General features: G+C 67.3%; 14 protein-coding genes and 1 pseudogene. 9 read left to right on the forward strand and 6 right to left on the reverse strand.

Translation table 11 applies throughout. The features are described 5' to 3' along the window. Positions 1-285: 285 nt before the first annotated feature. Positions 286-441: pseudogene (locus FHS74_RS30120) on the forward strand (transposase); the annotation flags it as partial. Positions 442-564: 123 nt separating this feature from the next. On the opposite strand, the gene FHS74_RS05500 reads toward FHS74_RS30120, so the two are convergent. Both FHS74_RS05500 and FHS74_RS05505 read right to left on the reverse strand, forming a co-directional pair. Then, positions 565-1,029, reverse strand: a complete 465-nt coding sequence (locus FHS74_RS05500) for a hypothetical protein (RefSeq protein ID WP_184798311.1) — start codon at positions 1,027-1,029, stop codon at positions 565-567. 141 nt (positions 1,030-1,170) lie between these two features. Next, a complete protein-coding gene (locus tag FHS74_RS05505; protein WP_184798314.1) occupies positions 1,171-2,754 on the reverse strand; it encodes a hypothetical protein in 1,584 nt (527 codons plus the stop codon). A gap of 258 nt (positions 2,755-3,012) precedes the next feature. Between FHS74_RS05505 and FHS74_RS05510 the strand changes: the two genes are divergently transcribed. Further along, the gene (locus FHS74_RS05510) at positions 3,013-4,146 is read left to right on the forward strand and encodes an NAD(P)/FAD-dependent oxidoreductase (protein ID WP_184798316.1); all 1,134 of its coding nucleotides are present in this window, start codon (positions 3,013-3,015) and stop codon (positions 4,144-4,146) included. A gap of 97 nt (positions 4,147-4,243) precedes the next feature. On the opposite strand, the gene FHS74_RS05515 is transcribed toward FHS74_RS05510, so the two are convergent. Together FHS74_RS05515 and FHS74_RS30300 are read right to left on the reverse strand one after the other, a co-directional pair. Beyond that, positions 4,244-5,425, reverse strand: coding sequence for an MFS transporter (locus tag FHS74_RS05515; RefSeq protein WP_246462957.1), 1,182 nt, complete (start codon positions 5,423-5,425; stop codon positions 4,244-4,246). Positions 5,426-5,667: 242 nt separating this feature from the next. Beyond that, positions 5,668-5,901: a DMT family transporter gene (locus tag FHS74_RS30300; protein WP_184798320.1), complete on the reverse strand. Its 234-nt coding sequence runs from the start codon at positions 5,899-5,901 to the stop codon at positions 5,668-5,670. Between the two features lie 48 nt (positions 5,902-5,949). On the opposite strand from FHS74_RS30300, the gene FHS74_RS05525 reads away from it, so the two are divergent. The 3 genes from FHS74_RS05525 to FHS74_RS05535 all read left to right on the forward strand — a co-directional run bounded on the left by FHS74_RS05525 (position 5,950) and on the right by FHS74_RS05535 (position 9,589). Next, positions 5,950-6,720, forward strand: a complete 771-nt coding sequence (locus tag FHS74_RS05525; RefSeq protein WP_184798322.1) for an SDR family NAD(P)-dependent oxidoreductase — start codon at positions 5,950-5,952, stop codon at positions 6,718-6,720. A 141-nt stretch (positions 6,721-6,861) separates the two neighbouring features. Next, positions 6,862-7,962 carry a D-alanyl-D-alanine carboxypeptidase family protein gene (locus FHS74_RS05530; protein ID WP_211106138.1) on the forward strand — a complete coding sequence of 367 codons (1,101 nt, stop codon included), beginning with the start codon at positions 6,862-6,864 and terminating at the stop codon, positions 7,960-7,962. Positions 7,963-8,557: 595 nt separating this feature from the next. Then, complete coding sequence (locus tag FHS74_RS05535; protein WP_246462942.1) at positions 8,558-9,589, forward strand: YeiH family protein; 1,032 nt, start codon at positions 8,558-8,560, stop codon at positions 9,587-9,589. A 3-nt stretch (positions 9,590-9,592) separates the two neighbouring features. On the opposite strand, the gene FHS74_RS05540 is transcribed toward FHS74_RS05535, so the two are convergent. Then, positions 9,593-11,986, reverse strand: a complete 2,394-nt coding sequence (locus FHS74_RS05540; RefSeq protein WP_184798326.1) for an ABC transporter permease — start codon at positions 11,984-11,986, stop codon at positions 9,593-9,595. Between the two features lie 248 nt (positions 11,987-12,234). Here FHS74_RS05540 and FHS74_RS05545 point away from each other — a divergent pair, with 248 nt between their 5' ends. The 4 genes from FHS74_RS05545 (at position 12,235) to FHS74_RS05560 (ending at position 16,925) form a co-directional block, all read left to right on the forward strand. Beyond that, complete coding sequence (locus FHS74_RS05545) at positions 12,235-13,125, forward strand: LysR family transcriptional regulator (RefSeq protein ID WP_184798329.1); 891 nt, start codon at positions 12,235-12,237, stop codon at positions 13,123-13,125. A gap of 411 nt (positions 13,126-13,536) precedes the next feature. Continuing rightward, positions 13,537-14,958: a circularly permuted type 2 ATP-grasp protein gene (locus FHS74_RS05550; RefSeq protein ID WP_211106139.1), complete on the forward strand. Its 1,422-nt coding sequence runs from the start codon at positions 13,537-13,539 to the stop codon at positions 14,956-14,958. A gap of 4 nt (positions 14,959-14,962) precedes the next feature. Then, entirely contained in the window at positions 14,963-15,919 is a 957-nt protein-coding gene (locus FHS74_RS05555; RefSeq protein ID WP_184798331.1) for an alpha-E domain-containing protein, read from the forward strand. 250 nt (positions 15,920-16,169) lie between these two features. After that, a complete protein-coding gene (locus tag FHS74_RS05560) occupies positions 16,170-16,925 on the forward strand; it encodes a proteasome-type protease (RefSeq protein WP_184798333.1) in 756 nt (251 codons plus the stop codon). Positions 16,926-16,931: 6 nt separating this feature from the next. On the opposite strand, the gene FHS74_RS05565 is transcribed toward FHS74_RS05560, so the two are convergent. After that, positions 16,932-20,435 carry a response regulator gene (locus FHS74_RS05565; RefSeq protein WP_184798335.1) on the reverse strand — a complete coding sequence of 1,168 codons (3,504 nt, stop codon included), beginning with the start codon at positions 20,433-20,435 and terminating at the stop codon, positions 16,932-16,934. Positions 20,436-20,442 lie beyond the last annotated feature (7 nt).

The raw sequence follows: 20,442 nt of genomic DNA on the forward strand, positions 1-20,442 counted from the left end.
GCCATCGGAAACATTTGCGACCTCTACGACCCCGACGAATGCTGGAACTACCTCAAGGCCGCAGGATATGCGTCCAATTAAAGGCTCGATGCTCTAGAGTGCGATCGGTTCAGATAGAAGCATGTGAACCGTGAATCGCACGACGGAACTCGGTTTATGTCCGCTTCCGGCGCTGGGCCGAGCAGGGCGTTTGGGATGCGATCCTAGAAACGCTGGTGGAGTTCGGTTTGACCGATAACTGGCAGCACATGATCGACAGCACCACGGTCCGGTGACTTCTGGCGCTATCGAGACCGCAATCGCATCGAACGCATGTTCAACCGCTTGAAGCAGTTCCGCCGCATTGCCACCCGCTACGATAAAACTGCCGTCTCCTACCTTGGTTTTCTATGCTTAGCCGCCGCACGCATTTGGTTGCCAGACTTTGTCAATAGGCCCTAGCCGCCCCCGATTCATCTTTCTGGTTCTGAAACGGGCAAAGAAAGGCTTCTACACGCCGATGTCCGGGATTATTGGGACCAAAACTGGGGGGCTACTTTTGAAAGCCCTTTGGCGGTCCGCAACTCAAGATTTTCGGCGTCCACCCACCAGCGACAATGCAAAACCGACCACCAGCAGAGCCGTAAGTCCCCAGATGATCGCGGAGCCGCTCCGGCTGCCGACATCGTCGTTCCGCGCGATGGGATTGAGGGTCAGCAGAAGCTTGCTGCCTACCTGAAAGAACAGCAGCTGGAGATAGAAGAGCGGCACCAAGGCGCGGTAACGAGCCAGGGTCACCACACCCATCAGGGCGATTGCTAGGCGAGCCAAACCTACTAGGGCAAACAGCGCGACCACTGCGGCGGCGGCGGCGGGATCGAACTTGTCTAGTGGCAAGCCATCGGCACCCATCGCGACCAAGCGCGGCTGGAGTGCAGATCTCAGCCCGATGCCCCCCTCAATGAACAGAACTACGCCGAAAAGCCAAAGGCCGATTTGTGACCCGTAATAACCATCGTTCAGTGACCGAGGAAGGAGGCGATTGAGCATAAGTGGGCTCCGGCATGATGGGCGTCGGAACAGCCTAAGCCAATTGATAGGAAAATCCGAATGGTAGGATCACGTCCCAAATCAGACTTTGTCAACAGGTCCCAGAGTCTTTCCGGCGATTCAACGAAAGCCGGAAAGACTCTAAGCTTTCAGCCCGCGGCCTTCCGCCAGGGTGACGAAATCCACCAGATTGGCGTCGCGCCAGTGCCGGGTGCGGCGTAGTTCATCCTGCGCCTTCAGCAGCAAGGTGGTGATCAGGGCGTTTTCAGCGCCGGTGATGGGGGTGGCGTCGCGCAGACGGTCGGTGGCGGTCTGCACCAGCCCCTGGTCCAGCAGCGTCATGCTTTCCCGCAGGTCCGCGCCCACCGCCTGCGACAGTTCGGCCGCGCGCACCGCCTGGCCCAGCCTTTCCCGGCTGTCGCCGGCTTCGGTGCGGGAAAAGGCGGCGCGGTAGGCGTCGGTCAAATCCTCCACCAGCCGGTCGCGGAAGTCGCTGTAGCGGGTGCCCCAGTGCAGGCTGCGGGTCAGGGTGTTGCGCCAGCGCATGGTGTAGCCCAGCGCCCAGGCCAAGGCGGCATGGTCCAGGGCCATGCGGCCCTTGGCATGGGAGGTGACGGAGACGCGGGTGGAGAGATAGGGATAGAGCGTGCCCTCCACCTTCTTGATCATGCTGTCCAGATGGCTATGGGCCAGGCTGGCCTCCCGCCCGTCGCGCAGCAGGTCGAACTCATCGAACAGGGTCAGCAGCTCGTCCAGATGGACCAGTTCCCGTTCCAGCAGTTCGCGGCGGTCCGACGCCACGACCAGCGGACGGCGGGCCACCTCGCCGGCGCCCGCCAGCTGGCCCAGCTCATCGGCCAGAACCTGGCAGGTGCGGGCCAGATGGCGGACCAGGGCCGACAGCAGCACCGGCTGCCAGTCGGGCGGCCCCTGCACCAGATAGCCGCTCATCTGCCGGTAGGCGCGGTGACGGTTCAACAGCACCAGCGGCATCAGCAGGCTCAGCTGCGCCGCCTGCGCCGCCGGTACGCCCGGCGCCTGGTGGGACAGCACGGCACCGGCGCCGTTGGCGCCGGTGCTGTCGTCATCGTTATTCAGGCCGGTGACCAGACGGCCATAATGACTGCCATTTTCCAGCAGGACACACAGCAGCGACAGGTCCGCCACCGCCAGCGGCCGGGGAACCAGGCCCAGGCCCTTGCGCGTCGCCTCCGCCCGGCGCCAGGCGTTCATCGCCTCCAGCAGATCCTTGGTCGCCGCCTTGTCCTGCAAGGTCTGGGACAGGCGGGTCGTGGCGGCCACGCGCAGTTCCTCCCGCAGGGCCAGCGCCTTGGGTGTGCGCAGCACCACGAACAGCGGCTGTTCCTGGGCCAGGGCGGACAATGTCTCATCCACCGAGCGGCTCAGCGGCGCCAAGGGCTTGGCGGCCAGGGCCGACCACAGCCCCCCGACATCCAGGGGATGGATGGTGCCGGGACAATGGAATTCGTCGCGCAGCAGCCAGGGATCGCTGGTCAGGAAGGGCTCGAACAGCTGGGTGAACTGCCGGCGGGCGTGGGCCTGGCGCTGGGCGTTCAGCTTCTGGATCAGCGCGCGGCGCACCACCGCCCGGCTCTGGTCCGGGGCCGCGTCCACCTCCTCGAACAGCTTGCGGGCGGCTTCGGGCGACAGCCGGTCCACCAGGTCGGTCAGCGTGCGGGCGCGCTCTTCCTCCGCCGGGCTCATACCTGACCCCGAAGGCCGCCGCGGCAAGCCGTGCTCACCCTCATGCTCCAAACCCCATAGCACACGCGCCAAACAGATCGCCGTTATGGCCCACCGATGTTTCCGGCAGGTGAACGAACTTCGGCAAGGTAATACGCCCCGCCCCCGTGTCCGACAATTATCTTAAAGGTTTGGAATGGCCAAACGCGCGCGCGGGATTGCGGAGCGCCCCGCCCCGCAGGCAGATTTGGGGCGATGTGTTAAGGACGGGAGCAAGGCATGGCCGGCCCAGGTGCCGTTTACGCGACGGCCGATTTCGACGCGATCGTGGTTGGGGCGGGGGCCGTGGGCCTGGCCTGCGGCCGGGCCCTGGCCCATCGGGGCCTGGCCGTCGCGGTGCTGGAGGCGGAGGACGCCATCGGCCAAGGCGTCTCCTCGCGCAATTCCGAGGTGGCGCACGGCGGCCTCTATTACCCCACCGGATCGTTGCGGGCGCGATTCTGTGTGGCCGGCCGCCGTCTGCTCTACCCCTTCCTGGATGCCCACGGCGTCAGCTATGACAAGTGCGGCAAGCTGGTGGTGGCGACCGAAGCGGGGGAACTGGCCCGGTTGGAGGCGATCGCCACCCAGGCCCGGATCAATGATGTGGAGGGGATGCGCTGGCTCAGCGCGGCGGAGGTGCATGCCCTGGAACCGGAATTGCGCGCGGTGGCGGCCTTGCTGTCCCCGGAAAGCGGTGTGTTCGATAGTCATGGCTACATGGTGGCCCTGCGCGGTGAGATCGAAGGGCAAGGGGGCGTGGTCGTCACCGGCACGCCTGTCCTGGGTGTCGCTCCCCGGGACGGTGGCGGTTTCACCGTGCGCACCGGCGGGCGCGATCCCTATGCCGTCACCACCCGCCTGCTGGTGACGGCGCCCGGCCTGTCGGCCCAGGATGTGGCCGCGCGCATCGAGGGTTTTCCCCCCGCCCTGATTCCCCAGGCGCACTATGGCAAGGGCAGCTATTTCGCGCTGAACGGGCGCGCGCCTTTCCGCCGCCTGGTCTACCCGCCGCCCATCCCGGGGGCGCTGGGTGTGCACTACCGCCGCGACCTGGGCGGCCAGGCGCGCTTCGGCCCGGATCTGGAATATGTCGATGCGCCCGATTATCGCGTGGATCCGGCCCGTGCCGATGGTTTTTACCGTTATATCCGGCGCTTCTGGCCCGGCCTGCCGGACGGCGCGCTGGTGCCGGACTATGCCGGCGTGCGGCCCAAGATCCACGGGCCTGGCGAAGCCCAGCCCGACTTCCGCCTGGATGGGCCGGAGGTCCACGGCTTGCCCGGCCTGGTCACGCTATTCGGCATCGAAAGCCCGGGCCTGACCTCGTCGTTGGCCATCGGCGAGGCGGTGGCCGATCTTCTGGGGGCATGAAAAGGGCGGCTGTCGCCAGCCGCCCCATTCACGTAGATGTCGCGGTCACCCAGGTATCGCAGGGGCGCCGTCGGACCGGGGCCCCATCGAACCGGGGTCAGTGACCGGTGGCGGCTGACCCGTTGAGGGAGGCCGGGGTGCGGCCGCCGCTGAGGAAGATGCCGGCCAGGGCCAACCCGGCGGCCACCCCGCTGGCGATGCCCAGGCCCAGGAAGGCGCTGAAGATGTCGCCGAACTGATGCGACAGGGCGGTGACGACGAAGGCGCTGAGGAACTGGCCGACGGAGAACACGCCCTGCCATAGGCCGGTGGCCCGGCCGCGGATCTCGAAGGCCAGGCCGCGCAACGCCCAGGTCAGCAGGGTGGGCAGCATCATGCCGCAGCCGAACTGGTTCAGGGCCACGGAGGCCAGAAGCCAGCCGTGTTCCGTGGCCAGCGCCATGCCGGTGAAGCCGACGCCGCTGATGGCGAACTCGATCAGCAGCAGTGCCGCCACCGGCAGGTTGGCGGCCCGCTGGAAGACCAGGGTGCCCACCGGCACGCCCAGGCTGGCCACGGCCGTCATCCAGCCGATGGTGCCCGGCTCGGTGATGCCGCGGTTGGTCAAGGCCAGCGCCAGGTCCACCTGCACCGTATAGAACAGGATGGAGGCGAAGATGGTGATGGCGCAAATGCCGCCCAGCCGCGCCCACGGGAAGGCGACGCCTTTGTGCGCCTCGGGATGCTGGATGACGTCCTCCGTCTCCTCCGGCTCCCAGGTGAAGAAGCGGATGCCGGCCAGCAACAGCAAGCTGCTGGCATAGACGGCGAACGGGGCCCGCCAGCTGATGCTGCCCAGCGCGCCGCCCACGACGAACAGCACCACGGCCGACACCGAGGCGACGGCCGTCTGCAGGGCCAGCCACTTTTCGCGCTGATGCCCCTTGAAGTAGTCACCGATCAGGGTGGTGGTCAGGGTCATGACCGCGGCCTCGGTGATGCCCACGACCACGCGGCTGGCCAGGATGGGCCAGAAGTTGTCCAGCACCAGGGGGGCGACGCCGCAGAGCGCGTACAGCAACATGGACAGCATCAGCAGCTGGCGCCGGCCGAAGCGGTCGGCCAGCCAGCCGGCCGGGGCGGAGAACAGCGCGACGCACAGCGCCGGCGTGGTCAGGATCATGGGCACCCAGTAATCCGCCTGGGGCATGTCCTTGAAATGCTCCAGCATCTGCGGCAGCACCGGCGCCAGCACGACGACGCCCATCACCGACATCGTGCAGGGCAGCAGCAGCGACATTCCCTGCACGGCGCCAGCCGTCCTTTTTCCGTTCGGCCGTTTTTCGGAAGCCACGTCTAATCACCCTCCCTTGGGGGCGGGCGTACCACGCCCGTTTGTTTTCCTCCGGCCATGGGCGGGGCGGGCTTTCCCGCCAGCCTCCGAACCATGCCGCAGATAAACTACCGGCATGGAGGGCGGGCGGTAAAATCACGGTTTTTGATATCTAGCATTGATGAAGCCGGCAGCTGGTCCGGCGACGGTCACAGGCGGACCAGCATCACACCCAGGACCAGCAGGCCGGCGCCCAGCAGCCGGGCCGGATTGGCGGCATATTGGGGCAGGCCCAGGATGCCGAAATGGTCCAGGGCCAGCGAGCAGAGCGTTTGTCCGACGACGATCAGGCTCATAACCGTTGCCGCCCCCAGGCGGTGAACCATAACCCGCGCCGCCAATGTCAGGTATCGGGATTGCTGCTTTGATCGGGGCCGTCGCATTCGCTAACACTGGGTCCGGTAAGCGAAAACAACGGTTAGGGAGGTTCCATGCTGTCCTCGCGTTTGGCGGGCAAGGTCGCGGTCATCACCGGTGTCGCCGCCGGCATCGGCCGGGGCACGGCCCTGATGTTGGCCCGCCACGGGGCGACGGTGGTGGGCTGTGACATCAACGCCGCCGGTGCGGCGGCCACCGTGGCGGAGGCGACGGCGGAGGGGCTGGACATGACCAGCCTGCACCCCTGCGACATGACCAATCCGGCCGATGTCACCCGCCTGATGGACCATGCCGTGAATCGTCATGGCGGCATCGACATCCTGGTGAACGCGGCGGCCTTCGGCGCCTTCGTCTGGCTGCAGGACATGGATTACGAAACGCATTGGCGCCGCACCCTGACGGGGGAGGTCGACCTGGTGTTCCTGGCGTGCAAGGCCGCGTGGCCGCACCTGATCAAGCGTGGCGGCGGGGCCGTGGTCAACTTCGCCTCCGCCAACGCCTACCGGGCGCTGCGCAACTCCCCCGCGCTGGCGCATTGCGCCGGCAAGGGCGCGGTCCTTGCCATGTCGCGCCAGTTGGCCATGGAGGGCGCCCCGCACGGCATCCGGGTCAACACCATCTCTCCGGCTTTGGTGGTGACCGAGGCGACGCGGGAGCCGCTGGAAAACCCGGATTTCCGCAAGGCGGTGCAGGAAGCCATCATGCTGCCCCGTCTGGGCACGCCCGAGGACATCGGCTGGGCGGTCACCTTCCTGGTGTCGGATGAATCCACCTGGGTCACGGGGGCGGATTTCGCCATCGACGGCGGCGCCACCGCCTGGTGAAATCCGCTTTATCTAGTTGCGTCATCTTTGTTGCACCCAATACCTGGACAGATTCCGTCGAATCTTCTACCCCTAGGGACAGTATTTCTGAACCCTAGGGGCGAGAGGAGCGGCACGGTGGGATTTAAGGGGGCGATTGGGTTGGCACGGCGCGGTTTGGGCCGGTTGGGGGCCGTTGTGGCGGCGTTGGGCGCGGTCATTGTCGGCCTCGCGGCCAGCCATCCGGCACAGGCGGGCTACGCGGCGCTGGTGGTGGATGGCGGCACGGGCGCGGTGCTGAACGCCGTCAATCCGGACGAGGAGAACCACCCGGCGTCGCTGACCAAGATGATGACGCTCTACCTCACCTTCGAGGCCATTCACCAGGGGCGCCTGCACTGGGAGGATGAGCTGCCGGTGTCGCGTAACGCCGCCAACAAGGAACCGACCAAGCTGGGCCTGGAGGTTGGGCAGACGGTCAGCGTCAAGGATTGCGTCCTGGGCATGATCGTCATTTCCGCGAACGACGGCGCCACGGTGGTGGGCGAGGCCCTGGCGGGCGGCAGCGAGCAGGTCTTCGCCCGCATGATGACGGACAAGGCCCATCAGTTGGGCATGACCAACACCGTTTTCCGCAACGCGTCCGGCCTGCCAGACCGCGAGCAGGTGACCACGGCCCGCGACATGTCGCGCCTGGCCATGGCCCTGCACCGCGACTTCCCCCAGGACTACCACTACTTCGCCACCCGTGAGTTCGAGTTCGAAGGCCGCCACCTCACCGGCCACAATCGCCTGATGTACCGCTATCCGGGCATGGACGGGATGAAGACCGGCTTCACCAACGCCTCCGGCTCGAACCTGGTGTCGTCCGCCGTGCATGACGGCCGCCGCCTGTTCGGCGTGGTCTTCGGGGGCAGCAGCGCCAAGACCCGCGACAAGCTGATGGAAACCCTGCTGGACAACGCCTTCGCCAATCGCGACACGGATCCGAAGCTGGTGGCACTGGCCGCCGGCCGGCCCTTGACCCGGGTGGCCCGGGCGCGGGGTACCGGCCACCTGGCCCATGCGGGCCGGGCGCGCCGGGTGCAGGTGGCGGTGGCGCCGGTGCAGCGCCGGGGCCGCGCCGTCGCCCACGCCCCCCGCCAGCGCCTCGCCGCGGCCCATGCCGGCAAGCATGTCGTCGCCAAGGCCCATGCCAAGGCCCACGCCCACGCCCACGCCAAGGGCAAGGTGGTGGCCAAGGGCCGGGCCAAGAGCAGCTAGGGCGATGCCCCCGAAGACGGCGCGCCGTTGGCCACAAGAGGCGGCGGCGTTTCCGGTTGCCGCTCCCGGCTGGCGGGCGGATAGTGCCGGTCAGGTCACGATACAGGGGTAGATGGTGCGGGCACTTCGCGAGTCTCTCAGCCACGGCACCGCCATCCGGAAGCGGTTGATCGCCGCGGCGTCGGCATTCCTGCTTGCCATGTTCGTCATGTGCTGGCTGGGCTCGATATTGTTCGCTGTGGGCTGCTTCTTGGCCGCTTTAGTCTGTGTGGGCGTCCTGACGTACCGGGAGTTCACCGTCGAGTGACGGCGCCTTATCAGGCCCCGGCGGTGGCCTGGTGTGGGGATCAGGGCTTACGCGTACCTGTGGGGGCCGTCCTCAGTGGTCTAGGCCTCGCGCCGCTTTAGGCGCCATGGGTGCTCCGAGGCCACCTTTGGCGCTTTTCACAAGCAATTGCTGGGGCGCCACTGATTAATCTGTAATCCAGATTGTTGTCAGCGGAACAATCTGTTGGATGATTTATTACAGGACGGCGATGTTAAAAGGGCGGGGTCCGGACAGGGCCTCGCCCCTTTCACCTCAGGACCGATGATCATGGTTCACACCGCCGATACCGTCGCCCCCGCCGTCCGCTGGCCCGCCTTGTCCGCCGCCGGGCGTCTTGTTCCGGGTCTGGGGTACTGCCTGGTCCCGGCGGTGGCCGGCTTGGCCCTGCACCGCGTGCCGGCCCTGGCACTGTTCAGCCCCATGATCCTGGCCGTGGTGGTGGGCATCGCCCTGCGCACCACGGTCGGTATGCCGGCGGCGGCGCAGGCCGGCGTGGGCTTCGTCCTGCGCCGCCTGCTGCGCTTGGCCGTGGCGCTGCTGGGCCTGCAACTGACGGCGGCCCAGGTGGCGGCCGTCGGGCCGGTGGGGGTCGCCATCATCGCCCTCAGCCTGGTGGCCACCTTCGTGGCGACCAAGGCGCTGGGCCGCTGGCTGGGGGTGCCGGCGCCGCTGGCGGAGCTGATCGCCGCCGGCACCTCCATCTGCGGCGCCTCGGCCATCGTCGCGGTCAACACCGTGACCCAGGCGGATGATGAGGACGCGGCCTACGCCGTCGCCTGCGTCACCGTCTTCGGCAGCATCGCCATGCTCAGCTATCCGGCCCTGGGGGCCGCCCTGCATCTGGCCCCCCGGGCGGCGGGCCTGTGGGCCGGCGCCTCCATCCATGAGATCGCCCAGGTGGTGGCAGCGGCCTTCCAGTCGGGCCAGCAGGCGGGTGAGTTCGGCACGGTGGCCAAGCTGTCGCGCGTCGCCCTGCTGGCGCCCCTGGTGCTGAGCCTGGGCGCCCTGCGCCGGCGGCGCGAGGGGGCGGCCGGCCAGCCGGTGCCGATGCCCTGGTTCATCCTGGGTTTCGTCGCCCTGGTGGCGCTGAACAGCCTGCACCTGGTGCCCGCCGTGGTGAAGGACTGGGCACCCGGCGTCACCACCAGCCTGCTGACCCTGGCGCTGGCCGCCATGGGCCTCAACACCCACATTGGCCGTATGGCGGCCAAGGGCGTCGCCCCCCTGGCCCTGGGCGCGCTGGCCAGCCTGTTCATCGCCGGCGTCAGCCTGGCGCTGATCATGACCGTCTGGGCGTGAGCGTCATTCGTAACGCAAGGCGCGGATGGGCTTGGCCCGCGCCACCCACATGGACTGGCCGGCCACCGTCAGGCCGGCGATGACCAGGGCCAGCGCGGTGGCGGCCAACAGGCTGAGCGGCCCGACCTCGACATGGGTGGCGAAGCCCTCCAGCCAGCGGCGCAGGCCCAGATAGGTGGGGATCCAGACCAGCATGCCGGCCAGCAGCACCGGCTTGGCGAACTGCCACAGCAACAGGCGGACGATGTCGGTGACCGAGGCGCCGTAGACCTTGCGCACCCCGATCTCCTTGGTGCGCCGTTCGGCGGTGAAGGCGGACAGGCCGTAGATGCCGGCGCAGGCCATCAGCAGGTTCACCACGCTGAACAGGGTGAAGATCTGCGTTTCCGTGCGGATGACCCGGGTCAGCATGGCGAGGTGCTCGTCGAAGAAGAAGCGGCTGACGGGGATGCCTGGGTCATCGGCGCGCAGGGCGGCGTCGATCCCGGCCAGGGCGGCGTGGGGATCGCCGCCCGCCAGCTTCAGGTAGATCAGGCCACTTTCCTGCGCTTCCAGCTGTGCTCCCCGTATTTGGAAGAGCATCGGCGGCACCTTGTCCTCCAAGCTGCCCATGGAAAAGTCTGGGATGATTCCGACGACCTGCGCGGGCGAACCGCTCTCTCCGGCGACGGACACTCGAATGGTCTGTCCCACGGCCGTCTCCGGACGCGACCAGCCCAAGCCGCGGGCGGCGGTTTCGTTCAACAGGATGGTGTCGGCGGTTTCCCGGGAATGCTCGGCGTCAAACAGGCGTCCCGCAAGAGGCGGGATGCCGAACAGGAGGAGGAAACTGGCATCCACCCGCATGGTGCTGATGGTTTTCTCTACCCCGCCGGGAGCGCTGGCGACAATGGGAACACCTTCTGGCATCAAGGTTTCCATGCCGGCGCAGGACGCGGTGCGAACCCCCGGCACGGCCGCCAGACGGTCGCGGATGCCCGGCCGGCAAACCCCCTCCACCACAACGACCTGGGATGGATCATAAGACAAGCGGGCATGGGTCAGCAGGTCTTGCTGGCGGTGGACGGCCAAGGTGACACTCAAGAGCGGGATCAGCAGCATGAACTGCCCCACCACCAGCCCCTGGCGGATTGCGGTGGAGTGGTCCACGGTGGCACCACCGCCCTTCAACACGGCGGCCGGCCGATGGGCCGCCAGGACAAGGGCCGGGTAGAGGCCGGCCAGGACGCCGACAACCAGCACCAAGCCGAGGATGATGGCCATCACATCCGGCGCTGTCAGGTCCAAGGTCATGCGGATGCCGAGCGTGCCGTTCACCGCCGGCAAGACCAACTCGGTCAGGGAGATGGCCGCCACCATGGCCAGCCCCACCAGGAGGATGCTTTCCAGCACGAATTGCGCCGTCAGGTGATGCTGGTGGGCGCCGCCCATCTTAGCGATGCCGACCTCAATCCGCCGGCGGGAGGCGCGGGCCGTGGCCAGGGTGACGAAGTTGATGCAGGGGATGGCCAGCGTCAGGGATGCGATAGCCAGCATGACGAACAGTTGGGCCCGGCGGTTGCCGTTTAGTTCTGGGTCCAGCTGGATACGGTCCACACGAAGAGCCCGCAAGGTGACCCGCGCCCTGTCATCGGCCGGCATTTGGCGGGTCAGGAAAGCGGCAAGGGCGGCGTCCGTCGCCGGCGTGGATATTCCGGCCCGCATGCGAAAGTAGGTGTAGACCTGCTGGAAGGTGCTGGGGGTCGCGGTGGAAACGCGGTTGGCGTCGTCCCCTTGCCGCAGAGGGGATAGCGCGCTGCCATTGGGGAAGAAGGCGGCGAAGTCGCGCAAGGGGCCGTGCTGCAATTGGTCTGCGAGCACGGCCATCACGCGGAAGGTCAGCCCGCGCATGCGCACCACTTGCCCCAGCGGCGGCCCGGGACGCAACAGCTTGGTCGCCAGCGATTGCGTCAACACCAAGCCATCTGGCGCCGTCAGGGCGGCGACAGGATCGCCGGCCACCACCGGCACGGGCAGCACCTCGAACAAGCTGGGGTCGGCCCAGGCGATCATTTCACGGAAGGCCGCATCCTCCCGCCGCAAGATCTCCATGCCGCTTTCATTCAGGCGAGCGACGGCCTCCACACCGGGAATCTCCGTGGGCATCAACTCAGCGAAGCGGGCCGGCGTCGACCATAGCGGCGTCAGCGCCTCGCCGGGTGCAGACAGGGTACCGGACAGCAGGTAGGTGCGTTCATGGTGGGGGAAGGCATGACCGTAGGTCACCTGATCCCGCACCAGCAACGCCATCAACAGGGACGCTGTCAGGCCGACGATCATGCCGGCGAAGGTGAGCAGCACATCGCTCCGTGTGCGCCGTACCCCCTTTGCCGCTTGGCGCAGGATCGTGATCATCATGCGTCCGCTCATCGTTTCCCTCCCCACGTCGAGCTGCGCCCCGGCAAGCAAAGGGCGGACCATTAGCCAAGATATTGAAAAGTATAGGCCAGGTGCCCCGCCAGGCCCGTTCGGGGCCGGGCGCTGTCCATTTTCGGACGGCGCAGTTGCCCGTTTCCGGACAACATAATCGCTTCCCGTCCATCCCCCCTACGCTACAGTAGGCATCAGCCGCCCGCCGGGGCAGGCGGGGACGACGGGCTTTATCCTTGACGCTGGAACAGTTGCGCATCTTCGTGGCGGTGGCCGAACGCCAGCACGTGACCCAGGCGGCCCGGGCGCTGAACTTGGCGCAATCGGCGGCCAGCGCCGCCATCGCCGCCCTGGAGGACCGTTACCAGACGGCCCTGTTCCACCGCGTGGGCCGTGGCATCACCCTGACGGAAGCGGGGCACCTATTCCTGGTCGAGGCCAAGGCCGTGCTGGCGCGCGCGGATATGGCGGAACGGGCGCTGACGGAATTGGCCGGCCTGCAGCGGGGGCAGTTGCGGGTCCAGGCCAGCCAGACCATCGCCAGCTACTGGCTGCCCCGCCATCTGGTGGCGTTCCGCGAACGCCATTCCGGCGTCACCCTGGACCTGGCCATCGGCAACACGGCGCAGGTGGCGGCGGCCCTGCTGGAGGGGACGGCCGACCTGGGCTTCGTCGAGGGGGCCGTGGACGGCGCCGATCTCAGCGCCCACCAGGTGGCGCTGGACCAGCTGGTGGTCGTGGTGGCGCCGCACCACCCCTGGGCCTTCCGCGAGGTGGTGACGGCCGCCGACATGCCGGAGACGCCCTGGATCATGCGCGAGCAAGGCTCCGGCACCCGTTCCGCCTTCCTGGCGGCGCTGGCGGGTCTGGGGGTGGACCCCGGCCGGCTGCGCATCGCCCTGGAACTGCCGTCGAATGAGGCGGTACGGGCGGCGGTTGAGGCCGGCGGTGGTGCCGCGGCCCTGTCGGCCTCGGTCGCCAGCGGCAGTATCGAGGTGGGGTTGCTGCACCCTGTGCCCTTGGCCTTGCCGCCGCGCGCCTTCACCCTGCTGCGTCATGGCGGTCGCGGGCTAAGCCGCGCGGCCAGTGCCTTTCTAGGCGTTATGGGCCGGCCTGACTTGGCTTAAGCGATAGCGCCAGCCGCTTGAAAGCCGGCGCGCGGGCATGAACTTCTTTTGACCGTCCTGGCCGGGTCTTGACCTGGCGCAGGGCGTGTCCGATTGAAGGGGCAAAGGATAAGCGGGCCCAGGGTTTTACCCGCGTGGGCGGTGATGACAGGTGAGGAGGGAACGTGGGAAGGTCGCTGCCGGGCATGTCCCTGAAACGCGTCTTGCCACTCAAAAGGGTAGCGTGGCACCACACCATAGCGATTGCACAATTTCTGGGCGATGATCGCCCGAAGATTGCCTGCGCATTGGGCGACGGGGGGTTCGCATCGCCCGATGGCCGCACTTTTCGTAGGCAGTTCCTTAGCTAGGCCGAGTTGGCGTGGCTCTTGCTCAACCACTCAGTCGGGCCTACCGATGGGGAAGGGGTTTATGGCGAAAGCAGACGGTCCATTCAATGAAATGGGCATGTCGGACCAGGTGCGCGGCCCGTATGCGGACATCGAACGATGGCTGCGCGAGATGCCGTCCGACAAACTGGAACTGAAGCGCCGCGAGGCCGAGACATTGTTTCGGCGCGTGGGCATCACCTTCGCGGTGTACACGGAAGGCGGAGACCCGGAACGGCTGATTCCCTTTGATATCATTCCCCGCGTGCTGGCGCGTGCGGAATGGGATCGGCTGTCCCTGGGCCTGCAACAGCGGGTGAAGGCGCTGAACGCCTTCCTGGCGGATGTGTACGGCGAACGCCACATCCTGCGGGCCGGCAAGGTGCCGGAACGAATGGTGCTGGGCAACGAAAGCTTCCGGCCCGAGATGCAGGGTTTCCTGCCCCCGGCCGGGGCCTACACCCATGTCGCCGGCATCGACATCGTCCGCCTGGACGCCGATAATTTCTATGTGCTGGAGGATAATTGCCGCACGCCGTCCGGCGTGTCCTACATGCTGGAGAACCGCGAGGCCATGCTGCGCCTGCTGCCGGATCTCTGCGGCATGCACAAGCTGGCGCCCGTCTCCCACTACCCGGAAGACCTGCTGGACACGCTGAAGTCGGTGGCGCCGCCGGCCTGCCGCGACGCGCCCACCGTGGCGGTGCTGACCCCCGGGTCCTACAACAGCGCCTACTACGAGCACTCGTTCCTGGCCGATGAGATGGGCGTGGAACTGGTGGAGGGGAATGACCTGTTCGTGGACGAAGGTTTCGTCTACATGCGCACGACGCAGGGGCCCAAGCGGGTGGACGTCCTTTACCGCCGCATCGACGACGACTATCTGGACCCGCTGACCTTCCGGCCGGACTCGGCCTTGGGCGTGCCCGGCCTGTTCGCGGCCTACCGCGCGGGGCGGGTGACCCTGGCCAACGCGGTTGGCACCGGCATCGCGGACGACAAGGCGATTTATCCTTTCGTACCCGAAATGATCCGCTTCTACCTTGGGGAAGAACCCATCCTCCTGAATGTGCCGACATATCTGTGCGAGCGGGATGACGACCGCAAGTACGTGCTGGAGCATCTGCACGAGCTGGTGGTCAAGGAGACGCGCGGGTCCGGGGGCTATGGCATGCTGATCGGGCCGCAGTCCACCGCCGCCGACCGGGCGATCTTCGCCGACCGCATCAAGTCCCGGCCGGCCGACTACATCGCCCAGCCGACGCTGGCGCTGTCCACCTGCCCCACCTTCGTGGAGCAGGGCATCGCCCCGCGCCATGTCGATCTCCGGCCCTTCGTGCTGAACGGGCGGGAAATCCGGGTGGTGCCGGGCGGCCTCACCCGCGTGGCCTTGCGCGAGGGCTCCCTGGTGGTGAATTCCAGCCAGGGCGGCGGCACCAAAGACACCTGGGTACTGGAGCGTTGACGGAATGCTGAGCCGTACCGCAGACGGATTGTTCTGGCTGGCCCGCTATATGGAGCGGTCGGCCAGCGTCGCGCGCCTGGTCCAGGTGGGCAACCGCATGTCCAACATGTCGTTGTCCCTGGACAATCCGGGCAATGAATGGCGCTCCACCCTGGTGGCCACCGGCACGGAGCCGGGCTATCTGGCCAAGCATGGCGAGGTGGTGCCGTCGCTGGTGCTGGATTACCTGGTGCTGGATCCGGAAAACCCGTCCAGCATCGTGTCCTGCATCGAAACCGCGCGGCGCAATGGCCGCGCGGTGCGCACGGCCCTGACCGTGGACACGTGGGAGGCGTTGAACGAGACCTGGCAACTGACCCGTGGCATGAAGGCCGACCGGCTGGCGGCGGACAGCCTGCCGGGCCTGCTCGACTGGGTGGCGCAGCGCTCCCTGCTGTTCTGCGGCAGTTACGCCAACACCATGCTGCGCAACGACAGCTATCTGTTCACCCACCTCGGCACGTTGCTGGAACGGGCGGACAACACCGCCCGCATCCTGGACGTCAAATACCACGTCCTGCTGCCGGATCATGAGGGCGTGGGCGGGGTGCTGGATTATTACCAGTGGCAAAGCATCCTGCGCGCCGTGTCCGCGTTGCGCAGCTATCACTGGGTCTATCATGACCGGCTCAAGCCTTGGCTGATCGCCGAGCTGCTGATCCTGAAGCCGGAAATGCCCCGGTCGCTGGTGGCCTGCCTGGCGCACGTGGTCGATTTGCTGGAGGCCCTGGCGGTGCGGTATGGCGGCCAGCGGGGGGAATGCCACCGCCTGGCGGGCGAAATCCACGCCCGGCTGCGCTATGGCCGGGTGGAGGACATCTTCCAGTTCGGCCTGCATGAATACGTCACCCAGTTCATCGACGACATGCTGCGCCTGGGCCAGGAGATCAGCGCCTTCTACCTGAACGTCCGCTCTACCTGAACGTACGCTGAGCGTTGGCGCCAAGGGTGTGACACGGCCCGGTCCTGGGGAAACCCCGGGGCCGGGCCGTTTCGTTGCGCCGCCTAAAAACTTAATGGCATTTAATTTCGACAGCCCCTGGTGGCGGCAACCGGTTTCAGGGTATGAGACGGGGCATAGGGATAGGGGACCTGTCCGTGCCTGGGCATGTTCCTCAACTGAAGAAAAGCGCCCCGAAAAGGGCCGGCATCCGCATGTTGAGGCTTGAGAGATGACTTATTGCGTCGCGCTGTTCCTGAAGGCCGGATTGGTCATGCTGTCCGACACCCGGACCAATGCCGGCGTCGACAACATCTCGACCTTCTGCAAGATGCACCGGTTCGAGACTTCCGGCGAACGCTGCATGGTCCTGCTGACGGCGGGTAACCTGTCCATCAGCCAGTCGGTGGTGAACCGCCTGCACGAGGGCGTGTCCATCGGCGAGGCCGAGCCTGAGACGCTGGCGACCGTGCCATCCATGTTCCGCGCCGCCCAGTTGGTGGGGGCCGCCATCCGCGACGTCTACACCAACGACGGTTTGGCCATGAAGGCGCAGGGTGTGTCCTTCGACGCCTCCTTCCTGCTGGGCGGGCAGATCCGGGGCAGGGGCATGCGCCTGTTCCAGATCTACTCCCCCGGCAACTTCATCGAGGCCACGCCCGAGACGCCCTATCTGCAGATCGGGGAGCATAAATACGGCAAGCCCATCCTGGATCGCGTCGTCTCCTACGATACGGCGGTGCAGGATGGGGTGAAGCTGGTGCTGGTTTCCATGGACAGCACGCTGCGCAGCAACCTGTCGGTGGGCATGCCCATTGATTTGGCCGTCTATCATCGCGACGATCTGGGCTTGCGCATCCACCGCCGCATCACCGAGACCGACAGCTACTTCCAGCATGTGCGCGACCATTGGTCCAACGCCCTGCGCCAGAGCTACCGCACCCTGCCGACCGCCGACGAATGGTGGGCGGGTGAGCAGCGGGTCTGACCCGTCCTATCCCTGTTGTTTCTTCAGCAGGGGCTTCAGCACCGCCGCCACGGCCGCCAGGCCGGCCGGCAGGGCCCCCACCAGTTCGGTGATGTCCTGGCGGCAGGCGTCGGCGTCGCCGGCCCGCGCGGCGCTCTGAATCTGATTGGACAGGGCCTGCATCTGGCGCAGGCCGATATCGCCCGCCGTGGCGATCAGGGTATGGGCCGACCGCGCCATGGCGTCGGTGTCGGTGCCGCCCGCCAGGATCGCCAGCGCCGCCACCCGCGCCTCGCACTCCGCGACCGATGACATGACCAGGTCGGCCAGGGTATCGGTGTCCAGCAGCTCGGCCAGCTGGCGCAGCGGCGCGGGGTCCAGGACCGGCGGTTCCATGGACGGGGCGGCGGGTCTGGAGGCGGTGGCCGCCGTCGCCACCTCCCCCGTCACCCAGCGGGCCACGGTGTTGGCCAGGGTTGGCAGGGCGAAAGGCTTGGCGATGTAGTCGTCCATGCCGGCGGCCAGATATTCCTCGCGCATGCCGGTCATGGCATTGGCGGTCATGGCGATGACGGGGGTGCGGGGGCGGCCCTCCGCCTCCTGGATCTGACGGATGCGCTGCGTCGCCTGCACCCCGTCCATCTCCGGCATCTGGATGTCCATCAGTACCGCCTGGAAGGCCCCGCGCTGGTACAGGTCCAGCGCCGACCGCGCGTCGCCGGCCAGCGTGACCGTGTAGCCCAGCCGCTCCAGCATGGTCTTGGCCACGGTCTGGTTGATGGCGTTGTCGTCGACCACCAGCAGGGGGGCGCCGTTGCCGGGGGGCAGGCTGGCCTGCGGCGGCGTCGCGGCCCCGCGGCTGGCCCGTGGCCGGGCTGGGGGCGGCAAGGCCGGCACCTTGGGCGTGTCCTTGGCGCGGGCGGGCGGGAGACGCACGGTGAAGGCGAAGGTGCTGCCCTGGTTCAGCGCGCTGTCCAGGGTGATGGCCCCGCCCATCAGCGCCACCAGGCGCTGGGAGATGGCCAGCCCCAGGCCTGATCCGCCGAAGCGGCGCGAGATGGACGTGTCGGCCTGGCCGAATTTGCGGAACAGATGTGCTTGCGCTGGCGCGCTGATGCCGATGCCCGTGTCGCGCACGGCGAAATGCAGGGGCACCAGGCCGTCCCTGGTGATGCCGACCTCCACCTCCAGGACGACCGATCCCTGGTCGGTGAACTTGACGGCGTTGCCCACCAGGTTCAGCAAGACCTGGCGCAGGCGCAGCGGATCACCCCGGTAGTGACCGGGAGGTTTGCCCAGCAACAGGGTTTCCAGCCGGATGCCCTTGTCGCGGGCCCGCGGCTCCAGAATGGCCATGACGCCGCCGGTGACGTCGGTCAGGGCGAACGGCACCTCCTCCAGCTCCACCCGCCCGGCCTCCAGTTTGGAGATGTCCAGAATGTCGTTGATGATGGCCAGCAGGGCGTCGGCGCTGTCGCGGATGATGCCGGCATAGGTCGCCTGGTCGGCGGTCAGCGGACTTTCCAGCAAAAGCTGCACCATGCCCATGACACCGTTCATGGGGGTGCGGATCTCATGGCTCATATTGGCCAGGAAGTCCGACTTGGCGGCGTTTGCGGCCTCTGCCGACCGTCGGGCGGCATCCAATTCCTCGGCCAGGGTCCGCAATTCGCGGGCCTGCGCCGCCAGGCGGTCGCGGGCGTCGATCAGGTCCGACACCTGCCGCCGCTGCACCGTCATGTCCATGTAGCTGACGACGAAGCCACTGCCCGGCATGGGGATGGCCCGCGCCTCCAGGGTCCTGCCGTCGGCACGGGTCAGTTCATAGGTCACTTGGCCCGTCTCCTCGCCCTGGGCGCCGGCGGGCAGGCGCACCCCGGCCAGCGGATCGGCGGCGCCGTCCTGCAACAGGGGCTCCACTTCCGGCAGGGGCATGCCGGGGGGGCAGTCTTCCGGCGCCAGCCCCATCAGATCCAGGAAATGCTGGTTGCGGATGGACAGGCGCAGCTGGGCGTCGAAGGCGACGATGCCCTGGTCTATGGATTCCAGAATGGTGGTCAGCAGCCGGTCGCGTTCCTGCAAATGCTGACGCGTCTCCACCAGGGCGGTGATGTCGCGGCCCACGCCGCGAAACCCATGAAAGCGCCCGTCCGCCGCGAAATAGGGCCGACCCGATATTTCCAGATGGCGGGTGGCGCCGTCGGGTCCCGAAGCCGAATAGATGAAGTCGCGAAAGGCCGTGCGGCTATTCAGGAAGCCCTCATAGACGGCCCAGTGCGCCGCCTGCGCATCGGTGGACAGCTCCTGCCGGGTACGGCCCAACAGCATGTTCATGTCCATGCCTTCGAACAGGACCCCTTCGGAAATGTAGGTCAGACGGTGCGTCTCATCCGTCTCCCAGTACCAGTCGGTGGACACCTCCGTCAGGTCGCGGAACCGCTCCTCCCGCGCCACCAATTCCTGTTCCTGCCGGGCGACGGCATCGGCCATGGCGTTGAACGCTTGGGCCACGGCGTCCAGTTCCGGCCCGCTGCCGGGGTTGTCGATGCGGATGGCGCGGTCACCGTTGGCGATGCGCTGGGCGGCCGCGCCCAGCGCGCGCAGCCAGCGCAACACGGACAGTTCCAGCCCGACGACGCCCAGGGCCAACGCGGCCAGGGTGACACTCAGGACAACCACCAGGTTCCGGCGAAAATCGATGTTGGCGGCGGCCACCACGTCAGCCTTGGACAGGCCCACCGCCACCCGGGCGCCCGTGTCGCCCACGGCGACGATGCCGAACAGCCGGCTCTCACCCCGCAGGTCCGGCACGTCGGCGGTGCCGTCGGCGGTGGCCAGGACCGCTTGGACCAGGGCGGTTCGCTCATAGCTGCCGCCGACCACGCCCGCCATCTCGGGGAAGCGGGCCAGCACCGTCCCGTGCCGGTCCACGGCCAGGAAAACCGCCCGTCGCCGCTCCACCATGTGGCGGCCCATGTCCTCCAGCGATTGCAGATCGACAGCCGTGCTGGCCACTTGGGCCACATCGCCATTGGTCGTGGCCTGCGCCTGGGCCACCACCAGGACAGGGCGGCCCGTGATGCGACCGATGAGGAAATCGCTGATGGTCGGCCGGCCCGTCTTGATCAGGTTCTGGAAATAGACGCGATCGCCGAAATTCGGAAACGGAGGCGCGCTGGAGGAACAGAAGGCCTGGCCGTCCGGCTTCATCAGGTTGACGTTGGCGATCCAGGGATGGGCGGCCTTCATCAACCGCGCATCCTCGATGCATTGATCGACCGGCAGCTTGGCGCTTTCCTTGGAAAGGGTGTCGGCGATATGCCGTGCCTGGCCGATCAGGATGGCCTGCTGTTCGGCCACGGCATGCGCGAGGCCCAGCGCCTGGGCTTCGGCGGCGGCGATGGCTTCGGACCGCCGGGCGCCGTAGTCGGCAATGGACAGGGCCGCCAGGGGGGCCACCACCAGCAACAGCAGGATTTGCAGACGGGCGCGCAGGCCTTTGCCGTGCAGCTTAAGGTAGTCGCGTGGCAAGCCGTCA

It is taken from the genome of Nitrospirillum iridis (assembly GCF_014205765.1).
Lineage (GTDB): Bacteria > Pseudomonadota > Alphaproteobacteria > Azospirillales > Azospirillaceae > Nitrospirillum > Nitrospirillum iridis.